The organism is Dyella sp. S184, from assembly GCF_009766065.1.
Classification (GTDB): domain Bacteria; phylum Pseudomonadota; class Gammaproteobacteria; order Xanthomonadales; family Rhodanobacteraceae; genus Rhodanobacter.
Genome location: NZ_LMUE01000017.1, coordinates 32618 through 50464 on the forward strand (window position 1 = coordinate 32618; position 17847 = coordinate 50464).

At 64.8% G+C, this 17847-nt stretch carries 20 protein-coding genes; 10 read left to right on the plus strand and 10 right to left on the minus strand.

Going from position 1 to position 17847, the window contains the following annotated elements; translation table 11 throughout:
• Positions 1-8 precede the first annotated feature (8 nt).
• From GSQ75_RS18010 to fabG, 3 genes are read left to right on the plus strand one after another with little or no spacing between them, the layout of a single operon-like run.
• The gene (locus tag GSQ75_RS18010; protein ID WP_254058655.1) at positions 9-2369 is read left to right on the plus strand and encodes an MMPL family transporter; all 2361 of its coding nucleotides are present in this window, start codon (positions 9-11) and stop codon (positions 2367-2369) included.
• Positions 2353-2787, plus strand: a complete 435-nt coding sequence (locus tag GSQ75_RS18015; protein ID WP_158756266.1) for a phosphotransferase — start codon at positions 2353-2355, stop codon at positions 2785-2787. Before GSQ75_RS18010 ends, GSQ75_RS18015 begins: the two co-directional genes overlap by 17 nt.
• Positions 2788-2803: 16 nt before the next feature.
• Positions 2804-3541, plus strand: coding sequence for a 3-oxoacyl-ACP reductase FabG (fabG, locus tag GSQ75_RS18020; RefSeq protein ID WP_158756267.1), 738 nt, complete (start codon positions 2804-2806; stop codon positions 3539-3541).
• A 24-nt stretch (positions 3542-3565) separates the two neighbouring features.
• Here fabG and GSQ75_RS18025 read toward each other — a convergent pair whose 3' ends face one another.
• From GSQ75_RS18025 to GSQ75_RS18035, 3 genes are read right to left on the minus strand one after another with little or no spacing between them, the layout of a single operon-like run.
• Positions 3566-4324 carry a glycosyltransferase family 2 protein gene (locus GSQ75_RS18025; RefSeq protein ID WP_158756268.1) on the minus strand — a complete coding sequence of 253 codons (759 nt, stop codon included), beginning with the start codon at positions 4322-4324 and terminating at the stop codon, positions 3566-3568.
• A 14-nt stretch (positions 4325-4338) separates the two neighbouring features.
• Complete coding sequence (locus tag GSQ75_RS18030; RefSeq protein WP_158756269.1) at positions 4339-5127, minus strand: beta-ketoacyl synthase chain length factor; 789 nt, start codon at positions 5125-5127, stop codon at positions 4339-4341.
• Positions 5124-6317 (minus strand): beta-ketoacyl-[acyl-carrier-protein] synthase family protein, encoded by a 1194-nt coding sequence (locus GSQ75_RS18035; protein WP_158756270.1) that lies wholly within the window; start codon positions 6315-6317, stop codon positions 5124-5126. The genes GSQ75_RS18030 and GSQ75_RS18035 overlap by 4 nt, the downstream gene beginning before the upstream one ends.
• 170 nt (positions 6318-6487) lie before the next feature.
• Between GSQ75_RS18035 and GSQ75_RS18040 the strand changes: the two genes are divergently transcribed.
• The 3 genes from GSQ75_RS18040 (at position 6488) to hemF (ending at position 8759) form a co-directional block, all read left to right on the plus strand.
• Positions 6488-7180, plus strand: a complete 693-nt coding sequence (locus GSQ75_RS18040) for a YdcF family protein (protein ID WP_174236755.1) — start codon at positions 6488-6490, stop codon at positions 7178-7180.
• Between the two features lie 105 nt (positions 7181-7285).
• Positions 7286-7726 (plus strand): hypothetical protein, encoded by a 441-nt coding sequence (locus GSQ75_RS18045; protein ID WP_158756272.1) that lies wholly within the window; start codon positions 7286-7288, stop codon positions 7724-7726.
• 130 nt (positions 7727-7856) lie between these two features.
• Entirely contained in the window at positions 7857-8759 is a 903-nt protein-coding gene (gene hemF, locus GSQ75_RS18050) for an oxygen-dependent coproporphyrinogen oxidase (protein WP_158756273.1), read from the plus strand.
• A gap of 42 nt (positions 8760-8801) precedes the next feature.
• Here the strand turns inward: hemF and GSQ75_RS18055 are convergent, their stop codons facing one another.
• The gene (locus GSQ75_RS18055) at positions 8802-9467 is read right to left on the minus strand and encodes a hypothetical protein (protein ID WP_158756274.1); all 666 of its coding nucleotides are present in this window, start codon (positions 9465-9467) and stop codon (positions 8802-8804) included.
• Between the two features lie 144 nt (positions 9468-9611).
• On the opposite strand from GSQ75_RS18055, the gene gpmA reads away from it, so the two are divergent.
• From gpmA to GSQ75_RS18070, 3 genes are all read left to right on the plus strand, one after another.
• Entirely contained in the window at positions 9612-10355 is a 744-nt protein-coding gene (gene gpmA, locus GSQ75_RS18060) for a 2,3-diphosphoglycerate-dependent phosphoglycerate mutase (protein ID WP_158756275.1), read from the plus strand.
• Positions 10356-10364: 9 nt separating this feature from the next.
• Positions 10365-10739: a cupin domain-containing protein gene (locus tag GSQ75_RS18065; RefSeq protein ID WP_158756276.1), complete on the plus strand. Its 375-nt coding sequence runs from the start codon at positions 10365-10367 to the stop codon at positions 10737-10739.
• Positions 10740-10836: 97 nt separating this feature from the next.
• Positions 10837-11370, plus strand: a complete 534-nt coding sequence (locus GSQ75_RS18070) for a DUF1453 domain-containing protein (protein WP_158756277.1) — start codon at positions 10837-10839, stop codon at positions 11368-11370.
• Between the two features lie 10 nt (positions 11371-11380).
• On the opposite strand, the gene GSQ75_RS18075 is transcribed toward GSQ75_RS18070, so the two are convergent.
• The 5 genes from GSQ75_RS18075 to GSQ75_RS18095 all read right to left on the minus strand — a co-directional run bounded on the left by GSQ75_RS18075 (position 11381) and on the right by GSQ75_RS18095 (position 16411).
• Entirely contained in the window at positions 11381-12238 is an 858-nt protein-coding gene (locus GSQ75_RS18075) for a type 1 glutamine amidotransferase domain-containing protein (protein ID WP_158756278.1), read from the minus strand.
• 654 nt (positions 12239-12892) lie between these two features.
• Positions 12893-14173 carry an MFS transporter gene (locus GSQ75_RS18080; RefSeq protein ID WP_158756279.1) on the minus strand — a complete coding sequence of 427 codons (1281 nt, stop codon included), beginning with the start codon at positions 14171-14173 and terminating at the stop codon, positions 12893-12895.
• On the minus strand, positions 14157-14495 hold the full coding sequence (locus GSQ75_RS18085; protein ID WP_158756280.1) for a dimethylsulfonioproprionate lyase family protein: 339 nt from the start codon (positions 14493-14495) through the stop codon (positions 14157-14159). The genes GSQ75_RS18080 and GSQ75_RS18085 overlap by 17 nt, the downstream gene beginning before the upstream one ends.
• Before the next feature lie 71 nt (positions 14496-14566).
• Positions 14567-15685 (minus strand): cell division protein ZapE, encoded by a 1119-nt coding sequence (gene zapE, locus GSQ75_RS18090; protein ID WP_158756281.1) that lies wholly within the window; start codon positions 15683-15685, stop codon positions 14567-14569.
• Positions 15686-15721: 36 nt separating this feature from the next.
• Complete coding sequence (locus GSQ75_RS18095) at positions 15722-16411, minus strand: alpha/beta family hydrolase (RefSeq protein WP_158756282.1); 690 nt, start codon at positions 16409-16411, stop codon at positions 15722-15724.
• A gap of 48 nt (positions 16412-16459) precedes the next feature.
• Here GSQ75_RS18095 and GSQ75_RS18100 point away from each other — a divergent pair, with 48 nt between their 5' ends.
• On the plus strand, positions 16460-17053 hold the full coding sequence (locus tag GSQ75_RS18100; RefSeq protein ID WP_158756283.1) for an ACP phosphodiesterase: 594 nt from the start codon (positions 16460-16462) through the stop codon (positions 17051-17053).
• Positions 17054-17197: 144 nt separating this feature from the next.
• Here the strand turns inward: GSQ75_RS18100 and GSQ75_RS18105 are convergent, their stop codons facing one another.
• Positions 17198-17719, minus strand: a complete 522-nt coding sequence (locus GSQ75_RS18105) for a c-type cytochrome (RefSeq protein ID WP_158756284.1) — start codon at positions 17717-17719, stop codon at positions 17198-17200.
• Between the last annotated feature and the right edge of the window lie 128 nt (positions 17720-17847).

Below are 17847 nucleotides of genomic sequence, written 5' to 3' on the forward strand. Positions count from 1 at the left end.
TCGGCTGGATGGTCAGCCAGCGGTTGAAGGTCAGTACCGATCTGCGCAGCTTCATGCCGGCACCGACCACACCGGATCAGCGGCTGCTGATGGAGCAGGTGGGCGATGGACCGGGTTCGCGGCTGCTGTTGCTGGCGATCAGCCGCTCCTGCCCCGCTCCTGCGCTCCCTGCGCCCGCGGGACTCGCGCATCCTGCGCAGCGCGCATCCTGCGCCCGCGGCACTGAGCCATCCATGGCTGGCGCCGGCCAGTCGGATGCGCAGCTGGCCGCGCTGAGCCAGGGTCTGGTCGGCGCGCTGCACGGTGACAAGCGCTACAGCCAGGTACTCAACGGCAGCTTCGATCTGGGTGCGCTGCCTTCCGGCCTGCTGCCGTATCGCTACCTGCTGTCGCCAACGCTGGATACGCAGCCGCTGGACGAGCCGTATCTCGCCGATCAGCTGCAGCAGCGGCTCGATGATCTATCCTCGCCGGCGGCGAGTTTGCTGAAAGGCTTGCTGCCACGCGATCCCACCCTGGAAGTGCTGAAGCTGGCCGAACGCTGGACGCCGGCGAAATCGCCCGAGCTGCGCGAAGGCGTGTGGTTCTCGCCGCAGAACGAAGCCTTGCTGCTGGTGCAGACCGCCGCCGCAGGCTTTGATCCGGACGCGCAGCAACAGGCGATCGACGGCATCCAGCACGCGTTCAATGCCTTGCCAGGCCATGCCGGCGCAAAGCTCGAGTTCAGCGGCCCTGGCTATTTCAGCGTGGTGGTCGGTGCACAGACGCGGCATCAGGCCGACTGGATCGGACGGATTTCCAGCGTGGGTTTCATCGTGCTGCTGCTGCTGGCATATCGCAGCCTGAGTTCCTTGCTGCTATCCGCGCTGCCGATCGCCAGCGCGGCGCTGGCCGGTATCGCGGCGCTGACCGTGGTGTTTTCCGAAGTGCACGGCATCACTTTGGCATTTGGCTTCACCCTGCTCGGGGTGGCGCAGGAGTATCCGATCCGCGTACTCAGCCATCGCCGTGCCGGCGAGGATGCGGTGCAGAGCGTGCGGGCGTTGTGGCCGCTGCTGCTCACCGCGATCGCTTCGGCGTGCATCGCCTACCTGGCGTTCTATGCGTCCGGCGTGAATGGACTGAAGCAACTGGCCGTGTTCACCATCGTCGGCTTGCTGGTGGCCGGTTTCAGTACGCGCTACCTGCTGTCGCGGTTGCTGCCGGTGCGTGTGCGCGATGTGGCCGACATGCGCTGGCTGGCGAAGGCGCGCGATCTCGTCGATCGGCTGCCACGGCCGCGCTGGATTCCTGTGGTGGTGGCATTGGCGATTATCCTGATGCTGGCCGTCGCACCAGGCCCGTTCTGGCAGAACAATCTCGCCGCGCTGACCCCGCTGCCGCAGGACATGTTGCTGCGCGACGCACGTCTGCGCGAAGCGCTGGGTGCCCCCGACGTGCGTTACCTGCTGGTATTGCAGGCATCCACCGAGCAGGGCGTGCTGGCGCTGTCTGAGCAGTTGCAGCCGAAGGTGGATGCGCTGGTGGCGCAGCACGCTGTCGATGCGCTGGAACTGCCGTCGCGTTATCTGCCGACGGTCGCATTGCAACAGGCGCGGCAGCAGAAGCTGCCGGATCGCGCCAGCTTGCAGAGCGAGTTGAACCAGGCCTTGCAGGGCTTGCCGTTTCGGCCCGATCTGTTCCAGCCCTTCCTTGATGACGTTGAAACGGCACGGCAATTGCCGCCGTTGACACCCGAGCTTTACGTGCAGACACCGCTGGGTCAGCGCCTCGCGGCGATGTTGATGCAGCGCGATGGGCATTGGCTCGGCCTGGGCACAGTCAGTGGTGTGCACAACGTTGCGGCACTGCAGGCGCTGGGTGCAGACAGCGGCGGCAACGTGCGCCTGCTCGACCTGAAGGTCGCCTCGGAATCGCTGGTGGCGGCGTATCGCACGCGCATCCTGCAAGCGCTGCTGGTGGCCAGTGTGTTGCTGGTGCTGACCATTACGTTCGCGCTGCGCAGCCTGCGGCGTGCCTGGCATGTGCTGGCGCCGATGACGCTGGCGACCTTTCTGGTGCTGGCGGTGGAGCGCATGATGGGCATCGAGATTTCGCTGTTCCATCTGGTCGCGCTGATCCTTGCCGGTGGCCTCGGCCTGCATTACGCGCTGTTCTTCGAACGCGATACCGGCGATCCAGCGGAGCAGCGGCGCACCCTGCATGCCACGATCGTGTGCGTCTTGTCCGCGTTGCTGGTGTTCGGCATGCTGGCGTGGGCAACGATTCCGGTGCTGCGCGCGATCGGCCTCACGGTGAGCCTTGGCGTTGCCTTCCACTTCTGCCTGTCGATCCTGATGGCGCCACATACGCATGCTTCCGAAGACTGACTGGGCAGCGCTGATCCCGCACGCTGGCAGCATGTGCCTGCTGGATGCAGTGCTGGCGTGGGACGAGCACACGATTCACGCGATCAGCGCTGGCCACACGCGTGCAGATAACCCGTTGCGTGGCCCGCAGGGTTTGCATGCGGTGCATCTGGCCGAATACGGTGCACAGGCGATGGCCGTGCATGGCGGCTTGCTGGCGCGCGCGAAGGGTGCGCAGACGGCACGACCGGGCCGGCTGGTCAGCCTGCGCGATGTGCAGTTGTTTGAAGAATATGTCGATCGGCTGGACAGTCAGCTCGACATCCATGCCGAATGCCTTTATGCCGATGATGGTGGTGCGCAATACGCGTTCCGCGTCGAACATCGCGGTCGCCTGCTGGCCAGCGGGCGCGCCGCGGTCATCCACCCTGAATCCTGAGTCGCGAGGTCACGTCATGTCAGCAACATCTGCGGTGCGTCGCGCGCTGGTCACTGGCGGCAGTGGCGAACTCGGCGGTGCGATCTGCGAGGCGCTGGCTGCTGGCGGCTATCACGTCATCGTGCACGCCAATCAGAGCCTGTCGCGCGCGGAAGCCGTCGTGGCCGCGATTCACGCCGCCGGCGGCAGCGCGCAGGCGACGGCCTTCGATGTCACCGATGCCGAAGTGACACGTGCGGCACTGGACGTGCTGTTGTCCGAAGGCCCAATCCACGCGGTGATCAACAATGCCGGCGTGCATGACGACGCACCAATGGCGGGGATGAGCGCCGAACAATGGCATCGGGTGATCGATGTCTCGTTGCATGGTTTCTTCAACGTGACCCAGCCGCTACTGCTGCCGATGGCACGTGCGCGCTTCGGTCGCATCGTCTCGGTGAGTTCGGTGGCGGCCCAGCTCGGTAATCGTGGGCAGACCAACTATGCGGCCGCAAAAGCCGCATTGCACGGTGCCAGCAAATCGCTGGCGCGTGAGATGGCTTCGCGCGGCATCACCGTGAACGTGGTCGCGCCGGGCGTGATCGAGGGGCGCATGATCGGTGCGGATTTCCCGCCCGAACGCATCCGCGAGATCGTGCCCGCGCAACGCGCCGGCAAGCCGGAAGAAGTCGCCGCGCTGGTGGCTTTCCTGTGCAGCGATGCAGCGGGATACATCAATGGCCAGGTGATCGGCGTCAACGGCGGTATGGGCTGACTGCGCTTCGCGGAAGCGGAGGCGTCAGCCGCCAGAGCGATCGCTGACGATGATCGGTGCGGCATGCGAACGGCGGCGACTGGCCATGATGTCGCCGTAGTGAAAAATCCGGCCGATGGTGTAGAAGGTGATGCGGGTGACGTCGCCCACCGGATTGAAGTGGCTGAGCCGGAATTCGCCGTTGTAGCGAGAGGCGATGGGTACCGAGACCACGCCAAGTTTCTTCTCGCGTGAGGCGGCGATAAGGATGGCGGCCTCGAACACGAAGTTCTCGGCTGGCAGGTCGACCAGGTCCAAGGCTGCGCGCGGATACCAGCGCTGGCCGCTCTGGGTGTCGGCGATCGGCTGCGCGCAGGCCCACGAAATGCCCCAATCGGCGACGGCGTTGGCGCGGCGGCGCCCCCTTGGCTGTTGCGCGCGATCGAGCAGGCGCGCGCCGATCACGATGTGTTGCGGATATTTCGCCGCGGCCGCCACGATGTGTGGAATATCGCTGGCCTGATGCTGGCCATCGCCATCCATCGTCAATACCGCGTCATAGCCTTGCCGCAGTGCTTCACGAAAACCGTGGCGCAAGGCCTCACCCTTGCCATGTCGCTCGCTGTGCCGCAGCAAGGTGACCGGCAGGGCGGCGACGATCTCCGGAGTGCGGTCGTCGGAGCCGTCGTCGATCACGATCACCGGCGCACCGAGCGCGAGTACGGATTCGACGACCGACTGGATCGCGGCCTCCTCGTTGAGGCAGGGAATCAGCACGCACCAACGCGCAACAGCGGTGTTCAAGCGACCAGCCCCATTTAGATGTGATCCATGTCGATCTGCAGCCCCAGTGTGGCGGCGGCGTCCAGTTGGCAGCGGCCGTGCCCTTCGGCCAATAGTGCCAGCAATGGCAACGCGCCGGCCGAGGCATTCGCTTCGCGCCAGTGCGCCAGTGGTTCGGCCAGCGACGAGATGACCCGGCTCGTGGTCAGCGACAGCCGCAGCGACGCCATCGTCGTCGCGCTGGACTCCGGTGCCAGCACCAGCGCACAACCGAACGACTGGGTGCAGCCGGTGACTTCCAGCAGTGGTCCGCTGCTGGCGGTATCGCTGCATACCAGCAGCACCGGGCGTTGCTCCACCAGCACCTGGCTGGCTGCCTCCAACAGGCTGGCGCCGAAACTGGCGCGCTGTGCCGCCAGCGCGGTGGATGGCGCATGGCACCCGGTGGCGATCGTCCAGTAGCCAACCGGCGCGTTGTGCACCGAGTTGTGGAAACGGATCGGCGACAGCTCGGCCGGCGTCTGTGCGAGTGTCGCGCACATGTAATCGGTGATCGGCTGGTCGCCGTGCGCGGAGGCGAATATGCAGGCCAGTTCGCTCGCGCTATGTCCGCTCATCGCTACCGCCTGGCCAGCGACTTCGATCGCCAGCAACACGCTCTCCGGTGCGCGGCGGCGTTCGTTTGGCGGCAGCGTGGCCGCGGCCGGCCTGGCCGACGGCGGCTCGGGTGTGTTGCCGGCCAGCAGTGAGCGGAGCGCGGCGAAGTCGGCCAGCTGAGGCGACCACAGGCCGACGCCTTCGATGTAGACACGCAGTGCGCTCATGCGGCAAATCCCGCACGCGCGAACGCGAGGCAGGCATTGTTGCCGCCGAAGCCGAACGAGTTGCTGAGCGCCACGTCGACGCGCTGGTGCTCATTGCGCCAGGCGAATTGCGCGCCGCAGATCGGGTCGGGCGTGTTGCCACCGAGATTGCCGGGAATCAGGCCGTGTTCGATCGCCTGCAGCGCGATCGTCGCCTCGACGATACCGGCTGCACCCAGGGTGTGGCCGGTGAAGCCCTTGGTGGAGCTGGCCCGTGTGCGGGCCGGGAAGGCGCGATTGACCAGCGCTGCTTCCACTTCATCGTTCTTCTGGCTGGCCGTGCCATGCAGGTTGATGTAGTCGACCTGGCCTGCGTCGAGTCCGGCGCGCATCAGCGCATCGCGCAGCGCCAGCTCGGCGCCGAGTCCATCGGGATGCGGGGTTGACATGTGGTGCGCGTCGCTCGCTTCGCCGTAGCCGAGCAACTGCGCCGCATCGGGCGCGGCATCGATCCGTTCCAGCAGCGCGAAGCCGGCCGCCTCGCCGATCGAGATGCCATCGCGCGCCGCATCGAACGGGCGGCATGGTTCAGTCGATACCAGCTCCAGCGAGTTGAAGCCGAACAGCACGCTGTCGCACAGGGTATCCACGCCACCCACCACGGCGGCATCGACGAGGCCGAGTCGGATCAGGCGTTCCGCGCTTGCGAAGACCTTGGCGCTGGAGGAGCAGGCGGTAGAGATGGTCATGCACGGGCCTTCCAGGCCCAGTGCGGCGGTGACGAAGGCGCTCAGCGAATGCGGTGCGTGGATTGCCGGCCGCAGCATGTCGTCGGCGAAACCGCCGTCCGCGTCGAGCCGGCGATAGGCTTCCTCGGTGGCGCCGATGCTGGCGGTGGAGGTGCCTAGCAGCAGCGCGATGCGCTGCGCGCCGTAACGTTCGCGCGCGGCCAGCACGCGGGCAAGAAAACCGTCCTGGTTCAGGCCCAGCCACGCCAGCCGGTTGTTGCGGCAGTCCCAGCCGGCCTGGGCGACGGGCAGCGCCGTGTCCTCCACGCCAGCGACGCGGCCGATCCAGCACGCCAGCGGCGCGCTGCTGAAATCGTTGGGACGCAGGCCGCTGCGGGTGTGCTGGATCGCGTCGAGCTGGGCGGCGAGGCCGTGGCCCATGGCCGAGGTGGTGGTATAGGCGGTAATCGCGAGGGGAGTCATCAAAACAGGCATCACGAAAGCCTAGCGGTCACCCCTAGGCTTGCCTAGCCTGCGACCCGGTTACCGTACAGGCGGGCGTTCAGCGTGACCACGGGCACATGAAGGTGCCGCGAACACCGGGTCCGCCCGCTAAGCTGAAGTATTCGCCTGCACGAGTACAGTTCGTCCCCATGCCTGCAGCACGAAGCCCCTGGCGCTATCTGCGTGACCACGACATCCAACATGCGGGTGTGGTGACCGTGCTGGCGGTGTTGCTGAGTGGCGGCCTGGTCTGGCTGGGCTATCTGATCCATGTCTATCGGGTGGCCACGCGTAGTCCGCTGGCACCGCCGCGGCGGATGATCGCGTTGGTATTCGGCCGTCGGCTCGAGAATGATGCGCCGGAGCACGACTACCAGCTGCGCCTGCAGCGCGTGCTGACCCTGACCGGGCAGGGGCAGGTCGACCATATCCTGCTGCTCGGTGGTTGCAGCGGCAGTCAGTGCAGCGAGGCCGCGGCTGGCCATGCATGGCTGCAGCAGCGTGGCCTGTCTGCCAATGTGCGGGTGGAGCTGGAGCAGGATTCGGTCGATTCGCTGGAGAACCTGCGTCAGGCGCGCCGGCTGCTGCAGGCGCAACCCGATCGCACCGGGTTGCCGCCAGTAGCCCTGGTCACCAGTCGCTATCACCTGGCTCGCTGCCTGTTGCTGGCGCGGCGGCTGGGTTTCGATGCCCTGCCGATCGCGGCCGAACCGGTCATGCCATGGCATGGGCGCTACTTGCGACTGCTGCTGCTTGAAGCAGGCTTTCTGATGTGGACCGACCTGGGCCTGCGCTGGGCGCAGCTGATCGGCAACCGTCGTATGCGTGATCGCATCAGTTGATTCGCAGCCTGATGCGAGCCATGACTCGTGCAGGCTTGTATGCATCGCGATGCCTCGGCAGACTGCGCGAGCCGTGCAATTTGCCGGCCATTCAGGGGGAAGACGATGTCACGTTCAAGGATGTCATTGCTGTTGCTGCTGCCTTTGCTGTTGCTCACCATGGCATTCCGTCAGGTGCCGCTGGCTGACCCGCCGCCGATCGACGTGCCCGCCGGCCTCACTGCGGTGCAGGTGGGCAAGGCAGTCAAGGGTGGGCTGATCGGTCGCGGCTGGACCGTGACGGCCGAACAGGCCGATGGCATTGATTCGACCCTGACCGGGAACGACTACACCGCGAGGATCCATGTCGCTTTCGACACCCGGCAGATCAAGATCAGCTATGTCGGTAGCACCAACCTCAAATACGAAGTGAAGAAGAACGGCCAGCGCATGATCCACACCAACTACATGGGCTGGATGCGCTACCTGAGCGACGACATAGGCCGCAATCTGCAGCTGATTTCCGCGGGTGCGGGTTCGACTCCGGTTGCTGCCCCCGTCGGTTGAGGCCGGCCGGCATGCCGACCCTGACGGCCCCGCATCGGGGCCGTCATCGTTTGAGCGCGCGACGTCTCGCCGCAGCCGCCATGCGCGTCGCCTTGCTAAGCTCACCACTATCAGCGAATCCGGGAATGTGATGAGCGAGCAAGCCAACCTTGCCGAAACTTTTCTGCGCGGCCTGCAGGATCGCATCTGCACTGCGATAGAACAGGTCGATGGCGGCGCGCGCTTCGAAGAGGATGCGTGGCAGCGTGCAGCCGGCGGCGGTGGCCGTACCCGTGTGCTGCGCGACGGCGCGGTGTTCGAGCAGGCCGGGGTCAACTTTTCGCGGGTCAGTGGCAACCAGCTGCCACCCAGTGCTACCGCGCATCGGCCAGAACTGGGCGGCGGCAGCTTCATCGCCACCGGCGTGTCGCTGGTGCTGCATCCGCGCAATCCACACATCCCGACCACGCACGCCAATGTTCGTTACTTCGAAGCCAGCAAGGAAGGGGTGGAACCGGTGTGGTGGTTCGGCGGTGGCTTCGACCTCACCCCGTTCTATCCGGTGGACGAGGACGTGGTGCACTGGCACACCGTCGCGCGCGACCTGTGCGCGCCGTATGGAGCGGATGTCTATCCGCGCTACAAGCAATGGTGCGATGAATACTTCTACCTGAAGCACCGCGACGAAGCGCGCGGCGTTGGTGGGTTGTTCTATGACGATCTGAACGAGGGTGGCTTCGAGCGCTGCTTCGCATTTACCCGCGCGGTGGGCGACGGTTTCCTCGATGCCTACCTGCCGATTGTCGAACGTCGGCGCGGCTCTCCCTATGGCGAGCGCGAGCGCGAATTCCAGCTGTACCGGCGCGGCCGCTACGTGGAATTCAACCTGGTCTACGACCGCGGCACGCTGTTCGGCCTGCAGTCGGGCGGCCGCACCGAATCGATCCTGATGAGCCTGCCGCCGCGCGTGCGCTTCGAATACGCCTATACACCCGAATCCGGCACGGCCGAGGCACGACTGGCCGATTATCTGAAACCACGCGACTGGCTGTAAAAGCACGGCCCCGCCATGGCAGCGGGACCGCTGTCACCAAACTCAGTTGGTCGGCATCTCGCCGCTGAACTTCACCACCGTGGCGCCCTTCACCGGGCCGATCTGCGCGCTGTCGCTGACCTTCAGCACCACCTCACGGCGAAATTCCAGCGTGCCCTGCACCACGGCATGCGGGCCGATCACCACCAGCGGATTGCGGCTGTTCCAGTTGAACCAGCCGCCCGGCTTGTCGACCAGGATGCCGCCTTCCACGTGCGAGTTGGCGCCGACCGTGATGTCGCCGCTCACCGTGCTGATGCCACCGGCGACATGCGCGCCATCCAGCGTGATCGAGCCGTTGACGTTGTCCAGCTTGCCGCCGACCTCGGCACCCCGCGCCAGATGAATCCCGCCATTGGTGGCGTTCACTTCACCGCTGATGCGGCTGCCGTCGCCCAGGGAAATCCCCCCGTTGACGGTGCTGATTTCGCCGGCCTGCGCCTTGTCGCCCAAATCGATCGACCCGTTGACGGTGCTGGCCTTGCGCACGACGGCGCCGTCGGCGATGTGCACGGCCCCGTTGACGGTGCTGACCGCCCCGGCATGCTGGCCAGCCTCGACCCGTACCGAGCCGTTGACCTTGTCGATATCGCTGTCCTGCGCGGTCGCCAGCAATGGCAGGCCCAGCGCAAGCGCAGCGGTGATGAGTACCGTCGAAAGACGACGCATGGCAAGTCTCCGTAAATGAGTGGTGTAACTAGGATGCCTCGGCGCCGCCATCGGTTTAGCATGACCTGTGGCAGGGTCGGCATTTGACGATGCCGGCCCCCGCCTTCACCATTCCCGGTTTACCGCATCCTGATGGGCGCACCCATGCACAAGCTCGTACTGATCCGCCACGGCCAATCGCAGTGGAACCTCGACAACCGCTTCAGCGGCTGGGCTGACGTCGATCTCACCGCACAGGGCATGGCCGAGGCGCAGGAGGCGGGTCGATTGCTGCAGGCGGAGGGTTACACGTTCGACGTGGCGCATACCTCGGTGCTCAAGCGTGCCGTGCGCACGCTGTGGGGCGTGCAGGACGCGATGGACCTGATGTGGCTGCCGGTCGTCACCGAATGGCGCCTCAACGAACGCCACTACGGTGCGCTGACCGGCCTCAACAAGGCCGAGACCGCGGCGAAGTACGGCGAGGATCAGGTCAAGATCTGGCGCCGCAGCTACGACATCCCGCCGCCGCCGCTGGAGCGTAGCGCTAACGAGGCGGTACACGACCCGCGTTACGCCGGCCTCGATCCGCACGACATCCCTGACACCGAATGCTTGAAGGACACCGTGGCCCGCGTGCTGCCGTACTGGTACGAGGTGCTGGCGCCGGCGATCCGCACCGGTCAGCGCGTGCTGGTCGCCGCGCACGGCAACTCGCTGCGCGCGCTGGTGAAATACCTCGACGGCATGTCCGACGAAGTCATCGTCGAACTGAACATTCCCAATGGCGTGCCGCTGGTGTACGAGTTCGACGAGCATCTCAAGCCGTTGCGCCACTACTACCTTGGTGATGCCGATGCGATCGCGGCGAAGATGGCCGCGGTGGCGAACCAGGGCAAGGCAAAATAGGTCGATACGATGCCCAACGCGAGTTCGCCGAAAGCGATTGCCGCCGCACTCACCGACTACTGGTCGCCACGGGTCGTTGGTGAAGTCGATGACAGCTACATCAAGGTTGCCAAGGTCCGCGGTTCGCTGTGCTGGCACAGCCACGACGACGAGGACGAGCTGTTTCTCATCCTCAAGGGGCATCTGCGCATCGAGCTCGAACATGCCGCGCCCGTCGAGCTGGATGAAGGCGAGATGTTCGTGGTGCCCAAGGGCATGCGGCACAATCCGGTGGCCGAGCAGGAATGCCTGCTGATGCTGATCGAGCGCAAGTCGACCCGTCATACCGGCGACGTCGTGACCGAACGGACGCGCTCGTTGGCCGAGCAGCTGGGTACCGGCTGACACGCTGCAGGATGCCTGGACGACGGGTGACAAACGTCAGTCGCCAGCCGCGGGTTGCTCGATTAAGCTGGGCGCAGTCCATCCTACGGCGATGCCCATGCCTGCCCATCTGACCAATTACCTGATCATGCTGCCGCTGCTGGCGTGGATCGTGTGGCGGCGCGTGAGCCGCCAGTTCGGCCGCCAGCCGATCCAGCGCAAGCGGATGATCGCGCGCATCGCGATCTTTGCGGTGGTGGGCTGCCTGCTGAGCCTTGCCGGCTTGCACAGCATCCAGCTGCTCGAGGGACTGCTCGTGGGAGTGCTGATCGGCGCGTTGATCGGCATGGTCGGGCTCAGGCTCACCCGCTTCGAAGTCGATCCGGTGAAGGGCGACTGCTATGTGCCAAACCCGTGGATCGGCGCCCTGCTTACCGTGCTGCTGCTGGGGCGGCTGATATGGAAGTTCATGGAAATGCAGCAGGTGTCCGCGGCCGCGCAGGCAGCGGGGTATCCGTCGAGCTACACCTATAGCCCGTTGACCATGCTGGTGGTCGGCCTCTTGGTCGGCTACTACATCGTCTACTTCAGCGGCCTGCTGATCCATCACCGCCGTTTCCAGCAAACGCATCCGGGCGCGACCGCCCTGTAATAGGCGGTAGTTACGGCTTGGCGAACATCGCCGAAAATTCCCGCGCGAAGCGATGCACGTCACCGGGCCAGCGCGCGGAAAGATAGTTGCCGTCGCGCACCACGAAGGCCGGCGAGGCATCGCGCTCGCTGTCGCGGGCCAGCCCGTTCGTCTTGCGGCGGTAATCCGGTGCGTCGCGCGGTACGTCGAGAAAATCGGCCGGCTCGGCCAGCGCACGCGTCACCTCTTGCTGCACCGACATGTAGCCGACCGGCTGGCCCGGTGATTCGGCATAGGTGCGGTAATAGAGCGGATCCCAGAAGCGGCTGATCCGTGCCGTCGCCCAGGCTTTCTTTTCCAGTGCCCAGGTCAGTGCGGTGGTGCGGCGCCCATGCAGCACGGACGTGCCATCCGCCGACCGACTGCGCGCGGCCAGCAGCACACCATGACAGATCGCGGCGACGGGTTTGTCAGCCGCAAAGAACGCAGCGACCAGCTTCTGCAGCAGCGGACTTTCCAGATACTCGCGCATGCCGCGCGCGCGATGTCCGCCCGGCAACAGCAAGCCATCAAACGCCGCCGCGTCCAGCGCATCCCAGCGCAACGGTGCGCGGAACGTGGCATCCTGCAGCATCGCCGCATAGGCCTTGCGCGCATCGGCATTCGCGCGCAGCAACAGACCGACTACACGTAGTTGATTCAGCCCCGGCAGCCAGCCCCACGGATCGAGGCCGACGCCGCTAAGCATCAGCTCGTCGGCGCTGGCGGGTTGTCCGTCGGGCGTTGCGAAGATCACTTCATGCCCGTCGGCGTGCAGCGTGTACCAGCTCACCGCGACTTCGGATGGATCGAAATCACGATGCGGCAGCGGGATAAAAATACGGGCCATGGCGTCAGGCTAGCGCAGATCGGTTGGCATCAGCACGGGACCGTGGTGTTGAAAGCTTTCTAAGTCGTGATGCTGGCGGATGGTGCGCCGCCAAGTTCAAGTCACAACGGCAGCATGCAAAGCGCCGATGCTCCTCTTCCAATGGCCAATGGCAGCATTATCTAAGGAGCAGTTATGACTGCTTTCGGCCAGAAGCGCTCCTATAGAGACCGTGTCTTTACGACTGTGAGGCCGGCCTTATCGACCGTATAGGTCGATACGCCATCGAATACGCGCCGCCCCTGATAGGGCTTGATTCTGAAAGTGAAAGAGAAAGATTTCTCGCTCTCGCGAAACACGACGTCATAGTTGTCAGTCGAGGAAGCAAATTTTTGAAAATCGTTCTCGGTCGCCTGCCCTTTCAGCTCGCCCGAAAATTTTTGAAGTGCTAGGCAGCCCGCCTGCAACTCTCTTGCGGACATCGTCGATGGCGTAGGAGGCAAATCAGGTGCCCTCGAACACGATGTCAGGAATATCAATGCGAGCATCGCGAGGGCCACAATTGTCCTTAGTCGTTGCCTCATGAATCTCCCTCCGCCACGGCGCATTTCTGCGCTATCTGTAATGTTACCTATGAGTCGAAAGCAGACCTTAGCTCAAACGAATCACAGCAACCTACGTTCGATAAAGCTTCCGTCGTTCCGGATTGCGATATATCAGCACGGTGGCGGTCAATCCACACAGCGCCGCGAACGACAGCCACAGCCCGGGCGCGGCATTGTTGCCGGTGAGATGGATCAGCCATTGCGAGATCGCCAGGCTGGAACCGCCGAGCGTGGTGGCGAGGCTGTAGGCGAGCGAGAAGCCGGCGGTGCGCACCTCGACCGGCATGATTTCGGTGAGCGCCACCACCAGTGCGCCGTTGTAGCTGGCGTAGATGAAGGACAGCCACAGCTCCACGCCGAGCAGCCGATCGAAGCCGGGCTTGGCCACCAGCCAGTGCAGTACCGGGTACGCGGTGAGCAGGGCGAGTACGGTGCAGGCGAGCAGCAAGGGCCAGCGACCGATGCGGTCGGACAGCGCGCCCATCAGCGGCAGCCAGATCAGGTTGGAGATGCCGATGCACAGCGTCACCACGAACACGTCCGACTCCGACAGCTTCAGCACTTCCTTGCCGAAGGTCGGCGTGTAGGCGGTAATCAGATAGAACGACACCGTGGTCATCAGCACCATTGCCATGCCGAGCAGCACGATGCGCCAGTGGGTGAGCATCGAGCGGTAGATTTCGCTGGCGCTGAGGCGATGCTTGCGGGCGAGGAAGGCTTCGGTTTCCTGCAACGAGCGGCGGATCAGGAACACGAACGGCACGATCAGGCAGCCGATCAGGAACGGCACGCGCCAGCCCCAGTCGTTCATCGCCTGCGGCGACAGCCAGCGTTGCAGCAACAGGCCGAGCAGGGCGGCGAACATCACTGCGACCTGCTGGCTAGCCGATTGCCAGGAACAGTAAAAGCCGCGATGCCCGGGCGTGGCAATCTCGGACAGGTAGACCGACACGCCGCCCAGCTCGACGCCGGCGGAGAATCCCTGCAGCAGGCGTCCGGCCAGTACCAGCAGCGGCGCCAGCGCACCGATGGTGGCGTAACCCGGTACCGCCGCGACCATCAAGGTGCCGACGGCCATCATCGCGAGGGTGAGGATCAATCCCTTGCGGCGGCCGTGATGGTCGATGTACGCACCCAGCACGATCGCGCCGATCGGCCGCATCACGAAGCCGGCGGCGAAGGTCAGCAGGGTCAGCAGCAGCGACGCATACGCATTGTGGCTGGGGAAATACGTGCGTGCGATGGCCGAGGCGTAGTAGCCATAGACCATGAAGTCGTACATCTCGAGGAAATTGCCGCCAACGACGCGGAAGATCGCCAGGATGTTCTGACGCCTAGTGTTCTCCACCATGCGGCCCCCAGAACACGACCCACGTGGCGAAGTCGGCAGAGAAACTTTCAAACCGATGCTCGGCACCGGCCTCCACAAACAGGACATCGCCAGCTTTGAACGGAATGCGTTCCCCGTTTTTTGAAAACTCACCGTTGCCACTGATGACGATGTAGAGCTCGTCCTGCTGGTGCGGCGACTGTGGGTCCGTGCCCCGCGGCGCATAGAGTCCGACTTTCATCGAACCTTGCCTCAAACCGTAGTGGAAACGGAATTCATCCGGGCCGTCCGGAAGTTTTTCCAGGGCATCTGCAAGCCCGAACATCCAGTCGCTAGCTGACATGGCGTGTCGACCTTCCATCGGTGTGCGGGGCCGCATACATGGCAGGATCCCGCGGAGGCAGGGCATCAAGGCTAGTCCGCACGATGCTCCAGCGCCAGATAGTCCTTGCTTTGCATCTCGATCAGGCGTGACTCGGTACGGCCGAATTCGGCGCGCAGGCGCTCGCCGTCGTACAGCTCGGTGATCGGTGCGGCGGCGGACAGCACCAGCTTGACGTGGCGGTCATAGAACTCGTCGACCAGCTGCACGAAGCGCTTGGCGGCGTCCTCGCTGTAGATGGTGAACTGTGGCACGTTGGAGATGATGATCGTCGGACCGGCCTTGGCCAGTGCGATGTAATCGGCGACCGCGCGCGGGCCTTCGCACAGCGCGTCGAAATCGAACCACAGGATATTGTCGGCGCGCTTGCGATAGGGGATGTCACGACCGTTGATCTGCAGCGCGCCGTCCTGCTGGATGGAGCCGCTCGCCTGATTGTTGAAGATGCGCCCCAGCGCTCGCTCGGCTTCGGCACCCGGTGGCGTCAGATACACCGGCGCTTGCGCCAGTGCGCGTAGGCGCCAGTCGTGCGACGAGGCCATCTCGACCACGTGGCAGTACTGTTCGATGAGTGCGATCGCGGGCAGGAAACGGGCGCGCTGCAGGCCGTCCTTGTAGAGATTGGCCGGTGCGGTGTTGGAGGTGGTGACCAGGATTACGCCGCGCGCGAACAGTGCGTCGAGAAGGTTGGCCAGGATCATCGCATCACCGATGTCGTTGACCAGGAATTCGTCCAGGCACAGCACGCGGCAGCGTGCAGCGAGTTCGGCCGCAACGTCGACCAGCGGACTTTGCCGCTCGCCCAGCGCGCGCAAGCTTTCGTGCACCTCGCCCATGAAGCGGTGGTAGTGCCGGCGCAGCGCGATGCCATGCGGCAGACTGGAGACGAACAGATCCATCAGAAAGGTCTTGCCGCGACCGACGGTACCCCACAGGTACAGGCCGGGCACGGCTTCGGGCTGATCGTTGCCGAGCAGCGATTTCAGCCGCCCGAACAAACCGCTGCTGGTGTCGGGCTGCACGCATAGCGCCGCATGCATGCGGTCGAACTCGGGCAGCAGCGCGAGCTGGGTGGGATCGGACTCCCAGCGATGCGCGGCGACGCCTTCCTGGTAACGCGCACTCGGCGCTAGCGGTGGGGTTTCACTCATGGATCGGACAGGTCTTGGATGGAGTGATGACGGTCGTCAGGCCAGACGTGTCGGCGGCAGCCAGTCGCGCACGGCGTGCTTGATCGCACCACGCAGATCCATCAGCCGGCGGTGGAAGAAGTGGCTGGTGTCGGGCATGCGCACCAGTTCCGGCGGGTGCTCCAGCGCATCGACCCAGTCGAACACGGCTTGCGGTTCGACCACCTCGTCGGCTTCACCCTGCACGACCAGCCACGGACAGGTGGGCAGGGCGAGTTGCTCGAACGCCCAGCGCCCGACCGGCGGCGCGATGCTGATCAGCGTATCGGCATGCAGCCGCACCGCGTTGGCGATGCTCACGTAGCTGCCAAACGAGAAACCGGCCAGCCACAGCGCGTCGTCCGGACGGGTGCGGCGCACCCAGGCGACCACGGCAGCCAGATCGTCACCTTCGCCGTGGCCTTTGTCGTAGGTGCCCTGCGAGTTGCCGGCTTCACGGAAATTGAAACGCACCGTGTCGAGACCGGATTCGCGCAGCGCGCGCTCGACCATGGTCACCACCTTGTTGTGCATGGTGCCGCCTTCCGGCGTGAGCGGATGACAGATCACCGCCACGCCGCGGCGCGCGCAGGCAGCCTCGGCGATATCGCTGATGGTTTCGAGCTTGCCGGCGGGGCCGTCGAGTATGAAACTGGCGGCGATATCAGGAAAGCTGGCAGGTTCGGCGGAGAGCTCGGTGGGATTCATGTACAGGATGATAACCGTCGCCGCGATTTGCCGCCGCGGGCGCCGTCGATGAACCACCTGGCGCATGCGCTGCTGGCCGGCGACGACGAGTGGTTGCAGCTGGGCGGCATGCTGGGCGACTTCGTGCACGGCCAGCCCGATCCCGAGTTGTTTCCGCCGCGGGTGATCGCCGGCATCCGCCTGCATCGCGCCATCGACGTGTATACCGATGCCCACCCCGAGGTGCTGGCGGCCAAGGCGCAGCTGTCACCGCCGTACCGGCGCTATGCCGGGATCCTGCTCGACATGTGGTTCGACCATTGCCTGGCGCAGGACTTTGCGCGCTGGTGCGCGCAGCCGCTGGACGATTACTCCGATGCGTTGCGTGCGCTGCTGCATCGTCACGATGGCTTGCTACCACCGGCACTGCGGCGGTTTCGCGGTTATATGGAAGCGCATGGGTTGCCAGCAGGCTATGCCGATCGCGCGGTGTTGGGGCAGGCGTTGGCAGGGATCGGGCAACGCTTGAGCCGGGACAATCCGCTGGATTCGGCACTACCGGTGCTGGTGGCGCGGGAGTCGGTGCTGCGGCAGCATTTCGAGGTGTTCTTTCCGCAGTTGCAAGGGTTTGCGCGGGAGTGGGTTGAGGTGCATGGAGGTTAGTGAGGCGAATCCCCGCGAGCACCCACCTCTCATCCAACCTTACTCCTCCCGAAAAGGGGACTTCCTTCGGTCGCCGGAGGGGAAAAGGGATAAACGAAAACGCCGCCCGAGGGCGGCGTTTGGTTTTGCTGTATTGAAGCTGGCTTACTTGGCCTGGCCGACGATCCAGGTGACGGCGGCCTTGACCTGCGCGTCGGTGAGGGCCGGGTTGCCGCCCTTCGGCGGCATGAAGTTGCCGTCCGGGCCGTGGTAACCCTCGGTGGCATGCTTGATCAGGGTGTCCAGGCCTTCGGCGATGCGCGGCCCCCACATGCTCTTGTCACCCAGCTTCGGTGCACCGGCGATACCAGCGGTATGGCAGCTGGTGCACAGGTTTTCGTAGATGGTCTTGCCGTCAGTGGTGCCGCCGTAGGCGACCTGCGAGGCGGCTGCCTTGGCGGCGGCATCGGCCGCGGCCTGCATCGCGGCGCGACCGGTATTGCCGGCATACACCGCGCCAGCTGGCGCGATCCGCTCAGTGATCTGTGCGGGCTGATCCGGATTGGTTTCATGCGGCGCATGTTCGTAAATCGCCAACGCCGACAGGATCAGCACCAGCGTCAGCACAGCCAAGCCGCCGATCATGAGCGTAAGTTGGCGGATGGTTGCCTGATCGGTTTTGTTCATAGGACCACTCACGCACGTACTCCTGTCAGTGGGCAGGCGGCGAGGCCACGATGGCCATCCCGGCATGCCTGAGTTGCTTGTACTGAATCACCGGTCTGGCGAACCCGTTCCGGCGTGGGTCCCGCACT

What these genes read in the sequence shown, in the direction of transcription:
- GSQ75_RS18010 (WP_254058655.1), top strand. Translation starts at nt 9, where the DNA reads ATGGTCAGCCAGCGGTTGAAGGTCAGTACCGATCTGCGCAGCTTCATG.
- GSQ75_RS18070 (WP_158756277.1), top strand. Translation starts at nt 10,837, where the DNA reads ATGCCTGCCCATCTGACCAATTACCTGATCATGCTGCCGCTGCTGGCG.
- GSQ75_RS18085 (WP_158756280.1), bottom strand. Translation starts at nt 14,495, where the DNA reads ATGTCAGCTAGCGACTGGATGTTCGGGCTTGCAGATGCCCTGGAAAAA.
- GSQ75_RS18095 (WP_158756282.1), bottom strand. Translation starts at nt 16,411, where the DNA reads ATGAATCCCACCGAGCTCTCCGCCGAACCTGCCAGCTTTCCTGATATC.
- GSQ75_RS18100 (WP_158756283.1), top strand. Translation starts at nt 16,460, where the DNA reads ATGAACCACCTGGCGCATGCGCTGCTGGCCGGCGACGACGAGTGGTTG.
- GSQ75_RS18105 (WP_158756284.1), bottom strand. Translation starts at nt 17,719, where the DNA reads ATGAACAAAACCGATCAGGCAACCATCCGCCAACTTACGCTCATGATC.
- GSQ75_RS18055 (WP_158756274.1), bottom strand. Translation starts at nt 9,467, where the DNA reads ATGCGTCGTCTTTCGACGGTACTCATCACCGCTGCGCTTGCGCTGGGC.
- GSQ75_RS18075 (WP_158756278.1), bottom strand. Translation starts at nt 12,238, where the DNA reads ATGGCCCGTATTTTTATCCCGCTGCCGCATCGTGATTTCGATCCATCC.
- hemF (WP_158756273.1), top strand. Translation starts at nt 7,857, where the DNA reads ATGAGCGAGCAAGCCAACCTTGCCGAAACTTTTCTGCGCGGCCTGCAG.
- GSQ75_RS18045 (WP_158756272.1), top strand. Translation starts at nt 7,286, where the DNA reads ATGTCACGTTCAAGGATGTCATTGCTGTTGCTGCTGCCTTTGCTGTTG.
- GSQ75_RS18035 (WP_158756270.1), bottom strand. Translation starts at nt 6,317, where the DNA reads ATGACTCCCCTCGCGATTACCGCCTATACCACCACCTCGGCCATGGGC.
- GSQ75_RS18040 (WP_174236755.1), top strand. Translation starts at nt 6,488, where the DNA reads ATGCCTGCAGCACGAAGCCCCTGGCGCTATCTGCGTGACCACGACATC.
- GSQ75_RS18030 (WP_158756269.1), bottom strand. Translation starts at nt 5,127, where the DNA reads ATGAGCGCACTGCGTGTCTACATCGAAGGCGTCGGCCTGTGGTCGCCT.
- gpmA (WP_158756275.1), top strand. Translation starts at nt 9,612, where the DNA reads ATGCACAAGCTCGTACTGATCCGCCACGGCCAATCGCAGTGGAACCTC.
- GSQ75_RS18065 (WP_158756276.1), top strand. Translation starts at nt 10,365, where the DNA reads ATGCCCAACGCGAGTTCGCCGAAAGCGATTGCCGCCGCACTCACCGAC.
- zapE (WP_158756281.1), bottom strand. Translation starts at nt 15,685, where the DNA reads ATGAGTGAAACCCCACCGCTAGCGCCGAGTGCGCGTTACCAGGAAGGC.
- GSQ75_RS18080 (WP_158756279.1), bottom strand. Translation starts at nt 14,173, where the DNA reads ATGGTGGAGAACACTAGGCGTCAGAACATCCTGGCGATCTTCCGCGTC.
- fabG (WP_158756267.1), top strand. Translation starts at nt 2,804, where the DNA reads ATGTCAGCAACATCTGCGGTGCGTCGCGCGCTGGTCACTGGCGGCAGT.
- GSQ75_RS18015 (WP_158756266.1), top strand. Translation starts at nt 2,353, where the DNA reads ATGCTTCCGAAGACTGACTGGGCAGCGCTGATCCCGCACGCTGGCAGC.